The 16,747-nt window shown below is 50.3% G+C and carries 14 protein-coding genes, 1 tRNA gene and 1 pseudogene; 13 read left to right on the plus strand and 3 right to left on the minus strand.

Going from position 1 to position 16,747, the window contains the following annotated elements; translation table 11 throughout:
- Nucleotides 1-54 precede the first annotated feature (54 nt).
- The gene (locus ABEA66_RS01740) at nt 55-3,102 is read left to right on the plus strand and encodes a glycoside hydrolase family 2 TIM barrel-domain containing protein (RefSeq protein ID WP_345585497.1); all 3,048 of its coding nucleotides are present in this window, start codon (nt 55-57) and stop codon (nt 3,100-3,102) included.
- A gap of 488 nt (nt 3,103-3,590) precedes the next feature.
- Nucleotides 3,591-6,743: an alpha-mannosidase gene (locus tag ABEA66_RS01745; protein ID WP_345585499.1), complete on the plus strand. Its 3,153-nt coding sequence runs from the start codon at nt 3,591-3,593 to the stop codon at nt 6,741-6,743.
- A gap of 121 nt (nt 6,744-6,864) precedes the next feature.
- Here ABEA66_RS01745 and gluQRS read toward each other — a convergent pair whose 3' ends face one another.
- Together gluQRS and ABEA66_RS01755 are read right to left on the minus strand one after the other, a co-directional pair.
- A complete protein-coding gene (gene gluQRS, locus ABEA66_RS01750; protein ID WP_079912419.1) occupies nt 6,865-7,830 on the minus strand; it encodes a tRNA glutamyl-Q(34) synthetase GluQRS in 966 nt (321 codons plus the stop codon).
- A 108-nt stretch (nt 7,831-7,938) separates the two neighbouring features.
- Nucleotides 7,939-8,015 (minus strand) — tRNA-Asp (locus ABEA66_RS01755).
- 261 nt (nt 8,016-8,276) lie between these two features.
- Between ABEA66_RS01755 and ABEA66_RS01760 the strand changes: the two genes are divergently transcribed.
- Entirely contained in the window at nt 8,277-8,765 is a 489-nt protein-coding gene (locus ABEA66_RS01760; RefSeq protein WP_079912420.1) for a GyrI-like domain-containing protein, read from the plus strand.
- A gap of 43 nt (nt 8,766-8,808) precedes the next feature.
- Nucleotides 8,809-9,579 (plus strand): AAA family ATPase, encoded by a 771-nt coding sequence (locus ABEA66_RS01765; RefSeq protein ID WP_079912421.1) that lies wholly within the window; start codon nt 8,809-8,811, stop codon nt 9,577-9,579.
- Nucleotides 9,580-9,632: 53 nt separating this feature from the next.
- Here ABEA66_RS01765 and ABEA66_RS01770 read toward each other — a convergent pair whose 3' ends face one another.
- Nucleotides 9,633-9,944 (minus strand): hypothetical protein, encoded by a 312-nt coding sequence (locus ABEA66_RS01770; protein WP_144027950.1) that lies wholly within the window; start codon nt 9,942-9,944, stop codon nt 9,633-9,635.
- A gap of 141 nt (nt 9,945-10,085) precedes the next feature.
- Between ABEA66_RS01770 and ABEA66_RS01775 the strand changes: the two are divergent.
- The 9 genes and pseudogenes from ABEA66_RS01775 to ABEA66_RS01815 all read left to right on the plus strand — a co-directional run bounded on the left by ABEA66_RS01775 (nt 10,086) and on the right by ABEA66_RS01815 (nt 16,698).
- A pseudogene (locus tag ABEA66_RS01775) lies at nt 10,086-10,628 on the plus strand (GNAT family N-acetyltransferase).
- Between the two features lie 155 nt (nt 10,629-10,783).
- Complete coding sequence (locus ABEA66_RS01780; RefSeq protein WP_079912425.1) at nt 10,784-11,209, plus strand: GNAT family N-acetyltransferase; 426 nt, start codon at nt 10,784-10,786, stop codon at nt 11,207-11,209.
- Between the two features lie 37 nt (nt 11,210-11,246).
- A complete protein-coding gene (locus tag ABEA66_RS01785) occupies nt 11,247-11,927 on the plus strand; it encodes an HAD family hydrolase (protein WP_179136127.1) in 681 nt (226 codons plus the stop codon).
- Nucleotides 11,928-11,947: 20 nt separating this feature from the next.
- Nucleotides 11,948-12,316 carry a VOC family protein gene (locus ABEA66_RS01790; RefSeq protein ID WP_079912427.1) on the plus strand — a complete coding sequence of 123 codons (369 nt, stop codon included), beginning with the start codon at nt 11,948-11,950 and terminating at the stop codon, nt 12,314-12,316.
- A 177-nt stretch (nt 12,317-12,493) separates the two neighbouring features.
- Nucleotides 12,494-13,168 carry a VOC family protein gene (locus ABEA66_RS01795; RefSeq protein WP_256865458.1) on the plus strand — a complete coding sequence of 225 codons (675 nt, stop codon included), beginning with the start codon at nt 12,494-12,496 and terminating at the stop codon, nt 13,166-13,168.
- Between the two features lie 245 nt (nt 13,169-13,413).
- Nucleotides 13,414-13,839 carry a GNAT family N-acetyltransferase gene (locus tag ABEA66_RS01800; RefSeq protein WP_345585511.1) on the plus strand — a complete coding sequence of 142 codons (426 nt, stop codon included), beginning with the start codon at nt 13,414-13,416 and terminating at the stop codon, nt 13,837-13,839.
- Between the two features lie 86 nt (nt 13,840-13,925).
- Nucleotides 13,926-14,846, plus strand: a complete 921-nt coding sequence (locus ABEA66_RS01805; RefSeq protein WP_345585513.1) for a GNAT family N-acetyltransferase — start codon at nt 13,926-13,928, stop codon at nt 14,844-14,846.
- A 42-nt stretch (nt 14,847-14,888) separates the two neighbouring features.
- Nucleotides 14,889-15,131, plus strand: a complete 243-nt coding sequence (locus tag ABEA66_RS01810; RefSeq protein ID WP_345585515.1) for a helix-hairpin-helix domain-containing protein — start codon at nt 14,889-14,891, stop codon at nt 15,129-15,131.
- Nucleotides 15,132-15,213: 82 nt separating this feature from the next.
- Nucleotides 15,214-16,698 (plus strand): sensor histidine kinase, encoded by a 1,485-nt coding sequence (locus ABEA66_RS01815; protein ID WP_345585517.1) that lies wholly within the window; start codon nt 15,214-15,216, stop codon nt 16,696-16,698.
- Nucleotides 16,699-16,747 lie beyond the last annotated feature (49 nt).

The raw sequence follows: 16,747 nt of genomic DNA on the forward strand, positions 1-16,747 counted from the left end.
AATATAGGTAATTTTATTGCTTTGACAATGAAATAAGAAAAGGAGCTCATCACTATGTCATTTGTGAACAAATATTGGGAGGACCCGAATGTCCTCCATGTTAATCGCCAGAAGGCGAGGTCCTACTATATCCCCTATTCCGGCAAGGAAACTGCGAAAGCAGGCCAAAGGGGAGGATCGCCTTTTTATCAGACATTGAACGGCAGCTGGAAGTTTCAATACTATCCAAGTGTGACTCAGGTGCAGGATGGCTTTTATCAGGAGCAGGCCGATCTTAGCGGCTGGGACGATCTGCTGGTGCCGTCCTGCTGGCAGGTAAACGGATACGACCAGCTTCAATATGTGAATGTCCGGTATCCGATTCCTGTGGACCCTCCGTATGTTCCGGATAAGAATCCCGCAGGCGTATATGTCCGTGAATTCAATCTGAAGGAACAGTGGGATGAGAAGGACAAGTACATCGTGTTCGAAGGAGTCAACGCCTGCTTCTACGTATGGGTGAACGGAGTATTTGTCGGCTACAGCCAAGGCAGCCGGATTCCTTCGGAATTTGATATAAGCTCCCATGTGAAGCGCGGCCGCAACCGCATAGCCGTTATGGTGCTGAAATGGTGTGACGGCACTTATCTGGAGGATCAGGATTTGTGGCGGTATACAGGCATTTTCCGGGACGTGTACCTGCTGGCTAGGGACGCCTCTCATATTCGCGATGTATTCGTTAGACAGCAACTGGCCGAGGATTTCAGCCAGGCGGTTCTGCAGGTGGAGCTGGAAGCAGCGGGAAGCGCGGAAGTGAAGCTGGAGCTTCAGGACGCTCAGGGCAAACCGGTGGTTGACGGCGTGACGATCGTTGATGGACGGGGCAGCGTGCAGTTAACCGTGGACAATCCGCAGCTGTGGAACGCGGAGCAGCCTTACTTGTATCAGCTGTACGTGTGCTCCGGTGAGGAAGTTCTTCGTTTTCCGGTCGGATTCCGGCGGATAGACATTGTGGACGGCGTATTTAAGATCAACAATCAGGCGATCAAGCTGAAGGGGGTCAATCGTCATGACTCCCACCCGGAGCTGGGGCAGACCATCCCTATAGCTCACATGATTCAGGATTTGCGTTTAATGAAGCGGCATAATGTAAATACGATCCGCGCCTCCCACTACCCGAACGATCCGCGGTTTCTTGAGCTCTGCAATGAGTTCGGTTTCTATGTTATCGATGAAGCTGATCTGGAATGTCATGGGATCGGAAGAGCGGAGGATTGGGCGGAAGGAGCTTTTCACAAATTGTCCGCTAATCCCGAGTGGAGAGCGGCTTTTGTAGAACGGGCCGAACGCATGGTGGAGCGCGACAAAAACCAGCCTTGCGTGATCATGTGGTCGATGGGGAACGAATCCGGGTATGCCGAAAATCATATGGCTATGGCAGAATGGACTCGCAGACGCGACAGCTCCAGACCGGTTCATTACGAAGGAGCGGCGCCGGTTTATAAAGGAAATCCGAATGTGGAATGTCTCGATCTGGAGAGCCGCATGTATGCTTCGGTAGACGATATTCGCGGGTATGCCGAGGATGAAAGCAATACGAAGCCGCTGTTCCTATGCGAGTACAGCCATGCGATGGGGAATGGACCCGGGGATTTGAAGGACTATTGGGAAGTGATCTACCGCTATCCCAAATTAATGGGCGGCTGCGTGTGGGAATGGTGCGATCACGGCATCAAGACCGAGACGGCGGATGGCGTTCCGTTCTTTGCCTATGGCGGAGACTTCGGCGAGGTGCCGCATGACGGCAATTTCTGTATCGACGGTCTTGTCACACCCGATCGGACTCCTCATACGGGGCTGCTTGAGCTCAAGCAGGTGATCGCACCTGTTCGAATCGAAGCGGATGACCTGAAGACAGGCTTAGTGAAGGTAACGAACCTGTATGATTTTGCAGATTTGTCGCATCTGGCTCTGCGGTGGAAGCTGGAGAAGGATGGAGAGATCATCCAGCAAGGAACCGTATGGGAGCTTACAGCTGCTCCGCATGCAGCACAAGTCTTGAAGCTTCCTTATGAAGTACCGGCGAATCAGGCAGGAAGGTTTTTCCTGACGCTATCCTGCTGGCTCAAAGAGGAAACGCGTTGGGCGGAAGCAGGCTACGAGATCATGTTCGAGCAGTTCGAGCTTGAGCAGGATTCGATCGATGCTCCAATTGCGGGAGGCGACGGATGGGGTGCTTCCGATATTCAGGTACGGGAAGAAGCCGGAAGGCTTGTTGTAGAAGGCTTTGATTTCCGCCATGTATTCGACCTGAATGCCGGAGCTTTTGTTGAGATCAGCAAGCAAGGAGTTCCTATGCTCGCCGCTCCGACCCACTTCCAAATTTGGCGCGCTCCCATAGACAATGACATGTATATGAGGAAAAAGTGGCAGGACAAGGGGCTCGATGGGGCCAAGACCAAGGTATATCGTGCCGAATGGAAAGCTCAAGGATCCCAAGCGGTAGAAATTGCCGTCAGCTTTTCGCTGACGGGGTATAACCGTTATCCGTATCTGCATGGGGAAGCCAACTGGATCATCGCTGGAACGGGAGCGATCGAGCTGGATGTGCAGGTGAAGGTTAGAGAAGATCTGGAGTTTCTGCCCCGCTTTGGACTGCAACTGACGATGCCTAAAGGGATGGAGCAAGTCGAATATTTCGGGAACGGACCTCATGAGAGCTATATAGACAAACGCCAGAGCGTGAAAAAAGGCCGTTATCAGCTAACGGTAGACGAGATGTTCGAGAATTACATTATGCCGCAGGAGAACGGCTCGCGGTTCGGAACGGAATGGGCGGTTGTCTCGAACGCACTCGGTATGGGTCTAGCTTTTCAAGCTTCTCAACCGTTCTCCTTCCAAGCGTCCCACTATACGCCGGAGGATCTAACGAAAGCGGAGCATACCTACGAGCTGGTCAAAAGAAAGGAAACGATCGTCCATCTTGACTATAAAATGAGCGGGGTCGGGTCAGCCTCATGCGGACCTGAATTGCTCGAGCCATACCGTTTCAACGAGAAAGAATTTCAATATAAGCTTAAGCTGCAGCCAGTCTTTAAAGAGGACGGCTATGATGGGATTTAAAGAACGGTGTGAAAAAAGCGAATTCCTCCGCCACGGATAGTTGATTTGCCCTTCCTTCATGGAATCGAGGCTGGTCTATAATAAAACCAGTACTTGTTAACGAAAGCAGCACAAAAAGGACAGTCCTAGAAAATGAACTTGATTCATTGGAAGGACTGTCGTTTTTTGACCATGTGGCGTTTATAGATTTAGCTTCGAAGCCATGGCCCCACTTGGTGGGGGAACTTGTTGGGTAACCCTGTTCTGCGCGAAGTATGCTAAATATGGAGGAGGGGTATGCCTCGGAGGAGTTTACGTCCGCCTTTGAAATCCGTGAAAATACCGCTAAATCTAATCCAATTCACGGGTTTCAATAGTGGCCGGAGAGGTGTACCCCACCGGAGTATATTGGCAATAGTTCAGGCTCTATAGGTTTACCAACAGACTCACCCCACTTTGTGCGGGTATTTTGTCATGGCAGATTACCATCGAGGGAAGGGTGACAAGGCATGTTATGGACGAAGGAAAAGCTGGCCGCGCGAATTAAGGATATCGAGGGCTTCCGGTATCGTGAAAGCATACAGATCACCGGCATGAAGATGAAGCAGGACGAGGAGGGACGGATCGGTGCTTACCCGACTGAAGACGGCGAGTGGAAGGAGGTATCGATAGGCGATCGGTGGACAGGCCGGGACCTGTACAGGTGGCTCGCCTTCACAGCGGACGTTCCTGCAAGCTGGCAGGGAAAAAGAATCGTCGGCCGGTTCGATTTCGGCCGGACGGGCGGAGGCAACAACAGCGGCTTCGAATCGCTATTGTTCTTGAACGGCCAGCCGTATCAAGGAGTGGATTCCAATCACGAGGAAGTATTCCTGGCTCCGGAAACGGCGGGAACCGAAGTGAAATTTCAGTTTCGCCTCTGGTCAGGGCTGAACGGGTACGGCAAAGCCGAGCCTATCGAAAACCAACTTCAACGCGCTGAGCTGAGCTGGCTGGACGAAACGGCGGACGATCTTTATTATACGAGCCGGGCCGTGCTTGAAACGGTGGAGCTGCTCGAAGAAAACCGTCCGGAGCGGCACGAGCTTCTGTCGGCTTTGGACCGCGCCTATCTGCTCATTGATTGGAGCGAGCCGGGCTCAGAAGCGTTCTATGCTTCGCTGGCGGAAGCGCTGGGACTTTTGCGCTCGGAGCTCAGTCGGATGCCCAAGAACCATCCGGTTCACGTTTATTGCATCGGGCACACCCATATCGATGTGGCCTGGCTATGGCGCTTAAAGCATACGCGTGAGAAGGTGGCGAGGTCGTTTTCCACCGTCCTTAGATTAATGGAGCAGTATCCGGATTATGTGTTTCTGCAAACTCAGCCGCAGCTGTATGAGTATATGAAGCAGGATTACCCGGCCATTTATGAGCAAATCAAAAAGCGTGTGGCAGAGGGGCGTTGGGAAGCCGGAGGGGCGATGTGGCTTGAAGCGGACTGCAATCTGGCTTCGGGGGAATCGCTTGTGCGGCAGCTCTTGTACGGCACACGTTTCTTCCGCGATGAGTTCGGCGTAGAATGCCGCTACTTGTGGCTGCCCGATGTGTTCGGCTACAGCTGGGCGCTGCCGCAAATCCTGCGGAAATCTGGTATCGACATGTTCATGACGACCAAAATCAGCTGGAACCAATATAACCGGATGCCTCATGATACGTTCGTCTGGAGAGGCATCGACGGCAGCGAAGTGCTGACCCATTTCATTACGACGCCGGACCCGGGGACGAGCGAGGGAGCCTTTTACTACACTTATAACGGCAGCATCACTCCGGCTTCCATTCAAGGAATCTGGGACGGTTACCGGGATAAGGAAATCAATCAGGAGCTGCTGCTCTCTTACGGCTATGGAGACGGAGGCGGCGGGGTTAACCGCGAAATGCTGGAGATGCGCCGCAGGCTGGAAAGCATGCCGGGGCTTCCGCAAGCCAAGACGGGACGGGCTGATGAATATTTTGACCGGCTGAAGGAGGAGATAGCCCTCACGGACCGCTATGTTCATACGTGGAATGGCGAGCTGTATCTGGAGCTTCACCGCGGCACTTATACGAGCCAGGCCTACAACAAACGCGCAAACCGCAAGCTGGAGCTGTTGTACCGGGAGACGGAATGGATGTCCGTTTTGGGAAGCGGCCTGCAGTCCGTCTGGAGCCTCTATCCGCAGCAGAAGCTGTACGAAGGCTGGAAAATCATCCTGCGCAATCAGTTCCACGATATCATCCCTGGCTCTTCGATCGGCGAAGTGTATCAGGACAGCAGAGAAGAATACGCCGAAGCCTTTGCCATTGCCCGTCAGGCGTGGCAGGAAGCGGGAGAACGGCTTGTTGCAGGGGAAGAAGGGGCGGAAGAGAAGCACTTCACTTTATTTAACAGCGCTTCTTGGCAGCGCAGCGATGTAGTCTGTATTGAGGCTTTGGCCGGAATGGAACAAGGCATATGGACGGATACCGAAGGGAATGCGCTCCAGGCTCAGCTTAGCGGCGGGCAATGGCATGTTTACGTGCCGGGTATGCCGGCGATGGGGTATACAACGGTGAGATTCACCGCGGTCTCGAGCGGTCATGCGAGCCAGCCTAAGCCGTTCCGTGTTACGGAGAGCGGGCTTAAGACACCATTCTATGAAATCGTGTGGAATGAGAAGGGGCAGCTGACAAGGCTGTACGATCTCGCGGCAGACCGTGAGGTGCTGGCTAAGGACGCTCGCGCCAACGTGCTTCAAGTATTCGAGGATAAACCCAAGGGGCGCCACGAGGCGTGGGACATCGATATTTTTTATCAGGAAAAAATGCGTGAGGTCGAGCAGCTGATCTTCGTGGAAGTGGAGGAGGCCGGACCGGTTCGAGCTGTAGTCCGGATGGAGTGGAAGTATAGAAGCTCCAGCATCTGCCAAAGGATGATCGTCTATGCCGCGCATCGGCGGATTGATTTTGAAACGAAGGTTGACTGGCACGAGCAGCGCCAGCTGCTGAAAGCGGCTTTCCCCGTCCAAATTCATGCTGCCGAGGCTACCTATGACATTCAATTCGGTAATGTAAAACGGCCGACACATTGGAATACAAGCTGGGATTATGCCAGATTCGAGTCGGTAGGGCATCAATGGGCGGATTTATCCGAGCGCAGCTATGGGGTCAGCTTATTGAACGATTGCAAATACGGCTATGATATCAAGGATAACGTGCTTCGCCTGTCGCTGATTAAGTCGGCGATGGTGCCGGACCCTAAGGCGGATCAAGGTGAGCATGAATTCATCTATTCGTTATATCCGCATGAGGGCGATTGGCTGCAGGGCGGCACCGTGCCATCCGCCTGGGCGTTGAACAATCCGGTGCAAGCGATTAGCGGCAAGCCGGAGAAGCCGCAATTTTCTCTCTTGGGGCTGTCTGCGGACCATGTGATGATCGATGCGGTGAAAAAGGCGGAGGACAGCAATGCCGTCATCGTGCGGATGCATGAATTCGCAGGGATGAGAGGCAAGGTAACGCTGACAAGCGATGCCTGTATTGCAGGCTGGCAGGAGACGGACTTGATGGAACGTCCTATCGACGGGTTGCAGGAAGAGGGGACGATCTCGTTGGAGATCAGCCCTTATGAGATCAAATCGATTTTGCTCTATTTGAGGGATTAATCTTTGCATGAATGGAAGAAGCAGGCTGCCAGCATCGCTGGCAGCCTTTTATATTCATGAGCGGATTTGCTTAATGAAAGTCTGTAGTTGTGTTCAACATGTAAGGCTATGCCAGGATCCCTTATCTGCTTCGAAGCCAACGAAGCTGTTCACCGCTGACCGGAATGAGCCGCTTGTTCAAACGCTTTGTATGGAAGCGCGGGATTAGGGCTTGCGCCGGGACGGGCTCCAGATGATCGAGCCAGCCTGCCAAATAGCCGATCAACCCGCTTAATCGCTCTGGTGCAACCCCTTCAGCACGCAGCGCTGTGAGAGACAGGCTTTTGTCCCGTTTGGAGAATCGGTTGCCATCCGCATCGACCAGCAGAGGAATATGTGAGAAACGCGGAGGCTTCCGGCCGAGCGCCCCGTACAGAGCAAGCTGTCTCGGCGTAGAGTCGAGCAGATCGCTTCCCCGCAGCACATCCGTAATCCCCATCGCTGAATCATCCACCGTTACGGCCAGCTGATAGCTGAACATCCCGTCAGCCCGCTTGACGACAAAATCCCCTAACGTTTCAGCTCCATACGTTTGCGTACCTGTGATGCCATCCACGAAGCTGATCGGGTCATCAGGCATCCTAAACCGAAGTGAAGGGGTTTTAACCGCCTCCTTCGCGCGTCGCTCCTCGTCCGTTAAATGGCGGCATAGGCCAGGGTATGCTTCCCCTTCTGAAGAGAGGCCATGCGGCGCGCTGGCAATTCGGGCCAGGTCCGCGCGGCTGCAATAGCACGGATAAGTAAGCCCATCCGCTTTCAGCCGCTCCAGCGCCTTGTCATAGAGCAGCTCGCGGCGGCTTTGCTCATAAGGGCCGAAGGGACCGCCGATGCCAGGTCCTTCGTCCCAATCAAGGCCGAGCCATTGCAGATCCTCCTGCATTTGTTCCGCCAAGGCGGGGCGGGATCTTAGCTTGTCGATATCCTCAATCCGCAGCAGGAATTGTCCGCCGGCTTGGCGGATTTGCAGCCATGAGCACAGCGCCGTAAAGGCATTTCCGATATGAAGCTGTCCAGAGGGGGTAGGGGCGAACCGTCCGCGTCGAAGCATATAGATCACACTCTCCTGGTAATGCCGACCTGGAATGCAAAAAAAGAGCAGCTAGGCCGCTCTATGCTTTCGATTGCTTATGTACCAATTGAAATCGGATGTGATAAATGGCGGAGCCGACGGGATTCGAACCCGCGGTCTCCTGCGTGACAGGCAGGCATGTTAGGCCTCTACACCACGGCTCCGCGTTGCAAACCAGTGTTCTTAGTACAAATAGTATACTATCATGAAGCCGTGCCGTCTGACAAGCCATTCAGGAAAATTTCTACAGCTTCATCATTCCCTTTTGCGGCCTGTATCGGATCATTAGAAGATAAATAGGGCTCGCAGCCTTTTTTTCATAACAGAGGATTTTACTTGTAATAAGAACTTATGTTTGGTAAAATGGGGATAACTTACAAATAATAGGGATTTTAAGCAATCTTTCATGTGGGAGCGATTGACCGATGGAACCTGTTTTGGTTAAGAAAGAACGATTGGTGATCGTTGGTTTCCAGCAGCGTGTGCTTCCCTATGATAACGCGATTCCGCAGTTGTACGGTCAATGGGCGGAGCGGGCTAACGAGGTTGATCAGGTGATCCCTGGACGAACCTTCGGTGTGGAACTGGTACCATCAGGTTCAACAAGGGAAGACGGTTTTGAGTTCGTAGCGGGAGCTGAAGTCATGACGGAGAGCTTGGCTATACCTGAGGGAATGACTACATTTGTTGCGGAAGCGGGAAGCTATGCCGTTTTTACATACAGAGGAACATTAAGCTTTATTCGGACCTTTATCGACCGCATATATAGGGATTGGTTGTCCCCCAAGTGGAGCGTTCGGGCAGGGTATCATATGGAAGTCTATGATGAGAGGTTCCTGGGACCTTTCAACGAAGAATCGATAGTGGAAATCTGGGTCCCTGTCACCATAAACAATGCGGCCTCTATAGCCTGACCTATATGGCATTACCAGAATTGCAGCGGAGATGATGCGGCGAATGAAACCAATAACCCGAGAACCTTATTTGAGACGGATAGAGTTAATAAGGGAAAGTGTTCCTTCCTTTGATCATTATCCATTTCATCTAGGCTCTATTCAACGATTGCATACATTATCTTTTCATCCCAAAGTGACCTACATTATCGGCGAGAACGGAATGGGCAAATCAACATTAATGGAATCCATTGCCGTTGCCTGGGGCTTCAATCCGGAGGGCGGCACGAAAAATTTTACATTTTCAACGCAAGCCACCCATTCGAATTTGCATGAGCATATTCGGTTGGTCAGCGGAGGGCGCAAGCCGCGGGACGGATTCTTTTTCCGTGCCGAGAGCTATTATAATCTGGCTACTCATATCGAGGAGCTGGATAACGAATTCTCTTTCGGGCCGCCGATCAAAAACTCCTATGGAGGAAAGTCTCTGCATGAGCAGTCCCACGGAGAATCCTTCTTCGCCGCATTCCTGCATCGATTTGGAGGACAAGGCTTGTACATTCTGGACGAGCCGGAAGCAGCCCTGTCCCCGTTCCGGCAGATGGCGATGCTGTCGCGTATTCATGAGCTGGTCGGGCAGAGCTCCCAGTTCATTATCTCCACGCATTCTCCAATATTAATGGCGTACCCTGACTCCATTATTTATTATTTGACGCCGGAGGGAATTGAGGAGCGGCGGTTGGAAGAGACCGATCACTTTATTATCATGAAGCAGTTTCTCAATAACAAGGACCGGATGATCGATGAGCTTTTTAATGGCTACGACGAGGAGTAAACCGGCTGATTCAGCCCGAAGTAGACCATTGGTTTTCTTCTGATGTCCGGCCTTTAATCATATTTCTCGTCGTCGATTCTGCTCCTATTCTCCATAATCTGCTCGGCCTCCGTTTCGAAGTTCAAGTAAAGCGGAGCAGGCAGGCGATCCGTGATGTCCTGGATAAAGGGCATCTCCAACAATTCATCCAAAGTTTGCGGACGAGGGTTTAGTGCATAGACCCATTCGCGCAGCGCGTCGATGAAACGATAGAAGGCTGCTTCAAATGCATTCGCCATCTCTTCCGCCTCTTCCTGATCCGATCGGGACATGGCATTCCAATGGCTTAAAGCGGTGTCCAACTCCTTAGTTACTATATCCTTCATTCTGATACCCCCTAATCCATTCATAATACATCTTCTATTATACTTGCAATGAGCTTCAGAATCTCCCACTATGCAGATTTATAAAATACGGAACGAGGTGCTATGTTGCTTATTAAGGATAGCCGAGTCTTGATCCGTTTGATGAAGGATGCCGATGAAGATTATGCAAGTCTTTTGAGATGGCTTAACGACGAGCAAGTGCTTCGTTTCATTGAGGGGCCCAGTGCCCGGTACACACTAGAACGGATTAAGGATAAGTATGGCCCGCGGGCAAAGGGCGAGCACTATGTAACCCCATGTATGATCGAGATGGAATCGACATCAATTGGATATATTCAGTTTTACCCTCTGCAGCAGGAAGAAATCAAGGCTTATGGTGCTCAGGAGGATAGTCGGATCTTCGGGATAGATCTGTTTATCGGAGAAAGCATGTATTAGAATAAAGGGATTGGGACAGCAGCTCTGCGATTGGTTACTTCCTATTTGTTCGATGTAAAGGGAGCAGACGAGATCTATATCGCCCCTCAAACCTGGAATACCAGGGCCATTAGAAGCTATGAGAAATGCGGCTTTGAAAAAGTGAAGGTGCTCTACGGACGCGAATGGTTCGACGGGGAGCGGAAAGATAATCAGATTATGCGCCTCTCACCGAATCGAAGACGGATTGAAGGAGGGGAGCCTTGAATCCTAAGGAGATTCCGAACGCTAGGGCCATGCTGGAAGCCGGCCGGTTGCAATTTACATAGCTTGCGGTTCCAGCCAGACGAAACCTATAATGAAGCTAACCATTCCAGCGATATGCTTGGAGATAAACTAACAAACGAATGAAGGTACATCTTATGACTACAATCAGAGAAATGAAGCTGCGGGATTATGAGCAGATGATCGAATTATGGGAGCGGATCGACGGGCTGGCTTTAAGCGAGGCGGATTCGAAGGATAGTATTGCGGCTTATTTGCACCGGAACCAGGGGCTTAGCTACATATGTGTCGATAAGGAGACGGTAGTGGGGACGATATTGTGCGGGCATGACGGAAGGCGGGGCTTTATTTATCACGTTGCGGTAAATCCGGAGTATCGCCAGCAAAGAATCGGCCATCGCTTGGTAGAAACAAGCTTAACCAAGCTGAGGGAGCAAGGGATCGATAAATGTCATATTTTCGTTATCGAGGATAATGAGATCGGCAATCGCTTTTGGAAGGCGGCAGGCTGGGAAAAGAGAAGCGGATTTTTCGTCTATTCGAAAAACACCGGGGAGCAGTAAACCCTCATCGCTATATTGTCTTAGGAGGTGAGTGCGGTTGATCTTTTTTGATTTGGACGGAACCTTATTGGATTTCAAAGCTGCGGAATTCATGGGAGTTCAAGGCTTCCATCGGCAATTCGGAGAGAGGCTCAAGCTTCAAGACGTGCCTTGTGAGTCATTTTATGTGGAATGGTGCCGCGTAGCGGTAAAGCATTATTCGCGTTATTTAAAGGGAGAGCTGACCTTTGGGCAGCAGCAGGCGGAAAGAATGAAGGAGCTTGTAAAAGGGGAAATCAGCGATAAGGAAGCGTCATCTTTCTTCGATACCTATATTCATCATTTTGAACAGCACTGGAAGCCTTATGACGATGTGCTCCCCTGCCTCCAAAAGCTCTCTGGATACAAATTGGGTGTCATTACGAACGGGGATTCCCGTCAACAAAGGATGAAGCTGGAGCGAATGGGGTTGAAGGATTATTTTGATGTTGTGGTCGCCTCGGGAGACATCGGGGTATCGAAGCCGGATGCGGCAATATTCACATACGCTTGTCAGTTTGCAGGGGAAGATGTTATGAAGGCGACCTATGTAGGCGATGATGTTCGTACGGATATTGTTCCTTGCGAGAAGCTCGGGATTTACGGCATATGGCTTAATAGAAAAAATGAATCTCCGGTTGTGCCGGTACAGCGGGAGATCCGTTCCTTGGACGCATTGTTCGACTATTTACCTTGCTAAGGGGATAAGGAGGGACAAATATGAAAGCATTTCAGCTTCGTCCGTTTATTCCTTCCGGAAAGGATTATGCACTGGCCCAACGATTTTTCGAAGCACTGAGCTTTGAGAAGGTATATTCGGATAATGGCTTGAGCATTTTTCGAAAGGAAGGTCAGGACTTCTACCTGCAAAATATCCACAATCAAGAGCTGCAGGATAATTTCATGGTTGAATTGCTCGTCGATGATCTTGACGGCTGGTGGAGGCATATACAGGAAGCGGAGCTTGCCGAAAGATTCCCTATTAAGGTTAAGGAACCGACCTTATATCCATGGGGGAAGCGGGAGATCCATCTAATCGACCCGGCCGGTGTTTGCTGGCATCTTGCCGAAATGACTGTACCGTCCTGATAAGTGAGAACGGGTGAAGATTTAAATCGTTATTTCCTAGGTAATAAATTCCATTTCGTTTAGCCGAAAAAAAGTTTGGGCTCATGTCAGATTAGCACCTTGTAATGGCATCCTATTGTGATCAGGCATATTGCCCTGAACCAATAAAATATCAGGAGGCTTATGATGAGCGTACAGATGAAGACAGAGGACCCATCTCAAAGAACAGCATTTGAATGGAAGGGGCTCGCGTGTGTATATATTCCAACCAGGGATGTAGTTAAAGCTGCTGATTGGTACGATAGGATGCTGGGAATGAAATCCAGTATTCTTGAACCCGGAAGCCATGCAATGCTATCGATGCCCGGAATGGGCTTATTCCTGGTGCATACCGATCTGGAATCGACAGTCAACTTTTATAAGCAAGAAGGCGGGGAACCGGAAGCGGCATGGTGCTTTAGCGTCAAGAACATCGAAGGGTTATATGAGCACTTGAAAGCGCATGGCGTACAGGTTACGAAATTGCGGGACCGTGACGATTGCGGGATCAACTTTCAGTTCTACGATCCGGATGGCAACTATTTTGATGTTAATGATGATCACCGGATTTTTGTTCCTTTGGATAGAGTGAAGAAGGAAGAGGATCTGTTTGTTCTGCTCAAGCGCAAGGTCGGTTCTAAGGAAGCAATGGCCGATTGGGATGCTGTATCGGATGCGCTTGGCCATAACAAACGTCTGCCTTGCCGAGTCGTGCTTCACGGTTGGGATGAATTCCGCGTCAACTGGCCGGAGCAAGCAATGGAACTGATGCAAAGGCTTGAGAAGCATAATGAAGCCCATCCGGACAAACGTGCGGAAATTATAACTCGTTAATTTAACAATTTGCAAAGAGAACGGTTGCTTCGGCAGCCGTTTTTTTAACATGCTAGGGTTTACAAATAGAGGTTCCCCGGAAGGTACCTTTAATTAGATTTCAAGCCAAGCCCACTTTGTGGGGGAATGTACGACTAGCGGTGGAATGTTTGTATATAGATGATTTTTATCATCCACTTTCCAGAAAAAAATTGTATTTTTGTATGGTAAAGGGTTTGGAAATGCAACGAAAAGGGGGGATCTCGGTGGAATTGTACCTATCACAAGAAATCGACAGCGAAGGCAAAGCCTGGGTAAGAAATAAGCTGATCGAGTTTAACTGGCGTCATTTTCCTGCTGAGCTAAGGAACCGATATCAAGAGGTAAACCTGTTTCTGAAAGATGGCGAGGGTCATATTTTGGGAGGACTAGTAGGGGAAGTATGCTGGAACTGGCTGGAGGTCCACTATGTGTTTGTAGAGGAAGCATACCGTAGATCGGGTTATGGTAAACAGCTGCTCGACCAAGCTGAACGCATGGCCCAAGAGAAGCAGTGCGATTTCATCAAGCTGGATACATTAAGCTTTCAGGCGTTGGGATTTTATCAAAAGCTCGGTTTTGATATTTACGGAACGATTCCTAACGCGGGAGGACACACTCATTATTATTTAAAAAAAGACCTAACGTGTTAGACGCGGATTACGCTGGGGGAGTCTTGAATTATATGAATTTTATGGACAAAGCTGACGGAGAAATACCAAATATGGAGGTAAGTGATATGAAGACGCCGAGAGAAAAAATATCTTTTCGGTTACATACGCCGTCCGATACCCATGCTATCGTATCCTTGATTAGCCGCGAACCGTATCATTTCATGTACGGAGTAACAGCAGAAGAGTTTGAGCGTGATCTGGATGAACCGGGCGAACGCATTCGCGAGCATACTTTTGTCGTTGAGGCTGGTGCAGACATGGCTGCGTATTTTTCCTTGTGTTTCGTCAAAAGGAACTCTCATACGGCGGTTTATTGCTACGGAACGGTTGACCCTGATTGGCGCAGACAGGGTATTGGCACTGCTATATTTGACTTTATTTTCTCGAAACTTGAAAAGATTGCATTAGAAGAGTCGACTCCGATTCATTTCATTCATCGCGCCATAACACGTATTCCTGGTGAAACTGCACTGGGCATTCGGTTCCGCATGCAGGAGCAGCAAAGCTTGGAGGTTCTTCGTTGGAAGGCCGTTGAGGATTTGAGGCACAGAGCTCCGTCAAAGGAATGGCTGTTCCGTGCCCCGACCCTTGCAGATGCCCAAGCCTGGGCTGAAATTTATAACGATGCGTTTGGAGGTAATAAAAGTACGGCAAGCGTTGTCCATGAGTTCGAGGGGACAGGATTTTCACCGGAACTGTATCTGTTGTGTACTACTCTGTCAGGAGAGCCCTTGGGCTTCGTCTCAGCTACTCTCAGAGGGACCCAAGGGCGAATACCTACCATTGCGGTACGGCACGAGCATCAAAAGCGGGGTATCGGTAAGGCGATGCTATCCCTAATCCTGCAAAGATTAACGGTCCAAGGGGCGGAGGATGTTCGATTGTCTGTTGATACTGCTAACGCAGCGGCCAGGTCGCTGTACAGTAAGTTTGGTTTTCAGCAGGACTACAGGAGAATCCATTACGCGACAAAGTTCTTGCCATAGTCTTAAGGAATGCATTTTAACGAATGAAAGGGGAAAAGCACCATGACCAATAAGAGAAACGATAGCAAGGAAGTGCAGCGCGCGGTGCCGGAATCCGACCTTCCTGCGGGGTTGGCGAAGCCGGCTGTAAGAGCTCTTACAGGTGCCGGTTATGTACGTCTGGAACAGTTCGCCAAGCTGAAGGAATCCGAGGTTCTTCAACTTCACGGCATGGGTCCCAAAGCGATGGAGCTGCTTCGCCGCGCCTTGGCAGAGAAGGGGCTCAGCTTCGCTGACGGCTCCTGAAGATTTAGGTTATTTTAACTTCATGTTAATCTGCGTATGGATAATTAAGGTATATCGACTACCTGGATGGAAGTGATTTCCCTTGACGATCCGTATGAGATTAACCCTGCTTTATTCGGGCATTTTGACCTGCGTTTTATTATTGTTTAGTGCTGCTCTCTATATTTTTTTGGAGGCTTCCATATACAATGATTTGAAAAAATCGTTGAAGGCTCAGACAGCACAAATTCATCAACATATTGCTTACCAGCTGGAAATTTCCCCGCGAGGCTCGAATTTGGTCATCGGGCTTGATGATCTGGATACCGTCAGCTCGGGAATGTACATTCAGATTACCAACTTCCTTAGCGGCACCAAGAGCAAGACAGTCAATTTGAGCCATGCTGAGCTTCCCTATTCTTCACAGGCTTTGACGAGAAATCAAGAAGAGGAGTATTCCGTCGTTCCGATCCATAATACGTCCTTTTTGATCTATAGCGAGCCATTAGTTTGGAATGGAAGCACCGTCGGAGTGCTGCAGGCCGCTTATAATGTCGGCGTAATGGAAAGGTTCCTCGCGAATTTGCGTTGGATTCTTGGCCTCTTAGCCATCATTGTAGTGACCCTCGCCGCTTATATAGGCTGGCTCTTTTCACGCAAGGCGCTTAAGCCGATCTATTCGTTAGCGGCTGCGGCCAGGAAAATCCGGCATAGCGACGACTTTGGAACGCGAATCCAATATCAGGGGCCAATAGATGAAATAGGTCTTTTAAGCGAAACCATGAATCAGATGCTTGAACGCATTCAGACCATTTATGCCAAGCTGGATCAATCGTCGATGATGCAGCGCAGATTTGTAGCCGACGCGTCGCATGAGCTGAGAACTCCGTTGACGTCCATTCAAGGAAATGCCGAATTTTTGAAAAACGTATGGGGAGCCTCGAACCGCAAGCGGCCTCATACTCCTGAGGAAATTGAAATCTCTTTGGAAGCACTGCAGGATATTACGGATGCTTCCGAGAGGATGGGGAGACTCGTCAACGATTTGCTGTCTCTAGCTAGAGCCGATTCCGGTTTACAAATGAGCAGGGACGTATGGGAGCTGCGGTCAATTATTGAAACCGTCCTAAGCAAAGTCGAGTCCATTCCGAAGCATGTCAATTGGGCTGTAGAGAAGGCAGAGCTCACGCAGGGGATTCGTATCGTGGGAGATAGAGATTATTTGCAGCGGATGCTGCTTCTTTTTATCGAAAACGCCTTTAAGTTCACATCCCAAGGGGCTGTCAAGCTGAGTATCGAGAAGGAGGAGTACAGAATAGGATTCAGGATAGAGGATACAGGAATCGGCATGAGTGAGGAGGAGATTGCTCATATTTTCGACAGGTTTTACCGGGCGGACTCCTCCAGAGGAATGACGCCTGGCAGCGGATTAGGGTTATCGATCGCCAAATGGATTCTTGAAGAGCACGGCGGGACGGTTCACGTTAGAAGCACGAAGGGTGCGGGATCGGCTTTTTCGATCTGGCTTCCTATTTATGGCGGCAATGATTGCGGTTCGGCCGCACTGACGGAAGGGGATAGCGTATGAATGCCCAAATAAGTAGGAAACGCTGCGCCATCTGCAGTTGTCGAAGTGA

The organism is Paenibacillus vulneris (assembly GCF_039543185.1).
Taxonomy (GTDB): Bacteria; Bacillota; Bacilli; order Paenibacillales; family NBRC-103111; genus Paenibacillus_S; species Paenibacillus_S vulneris.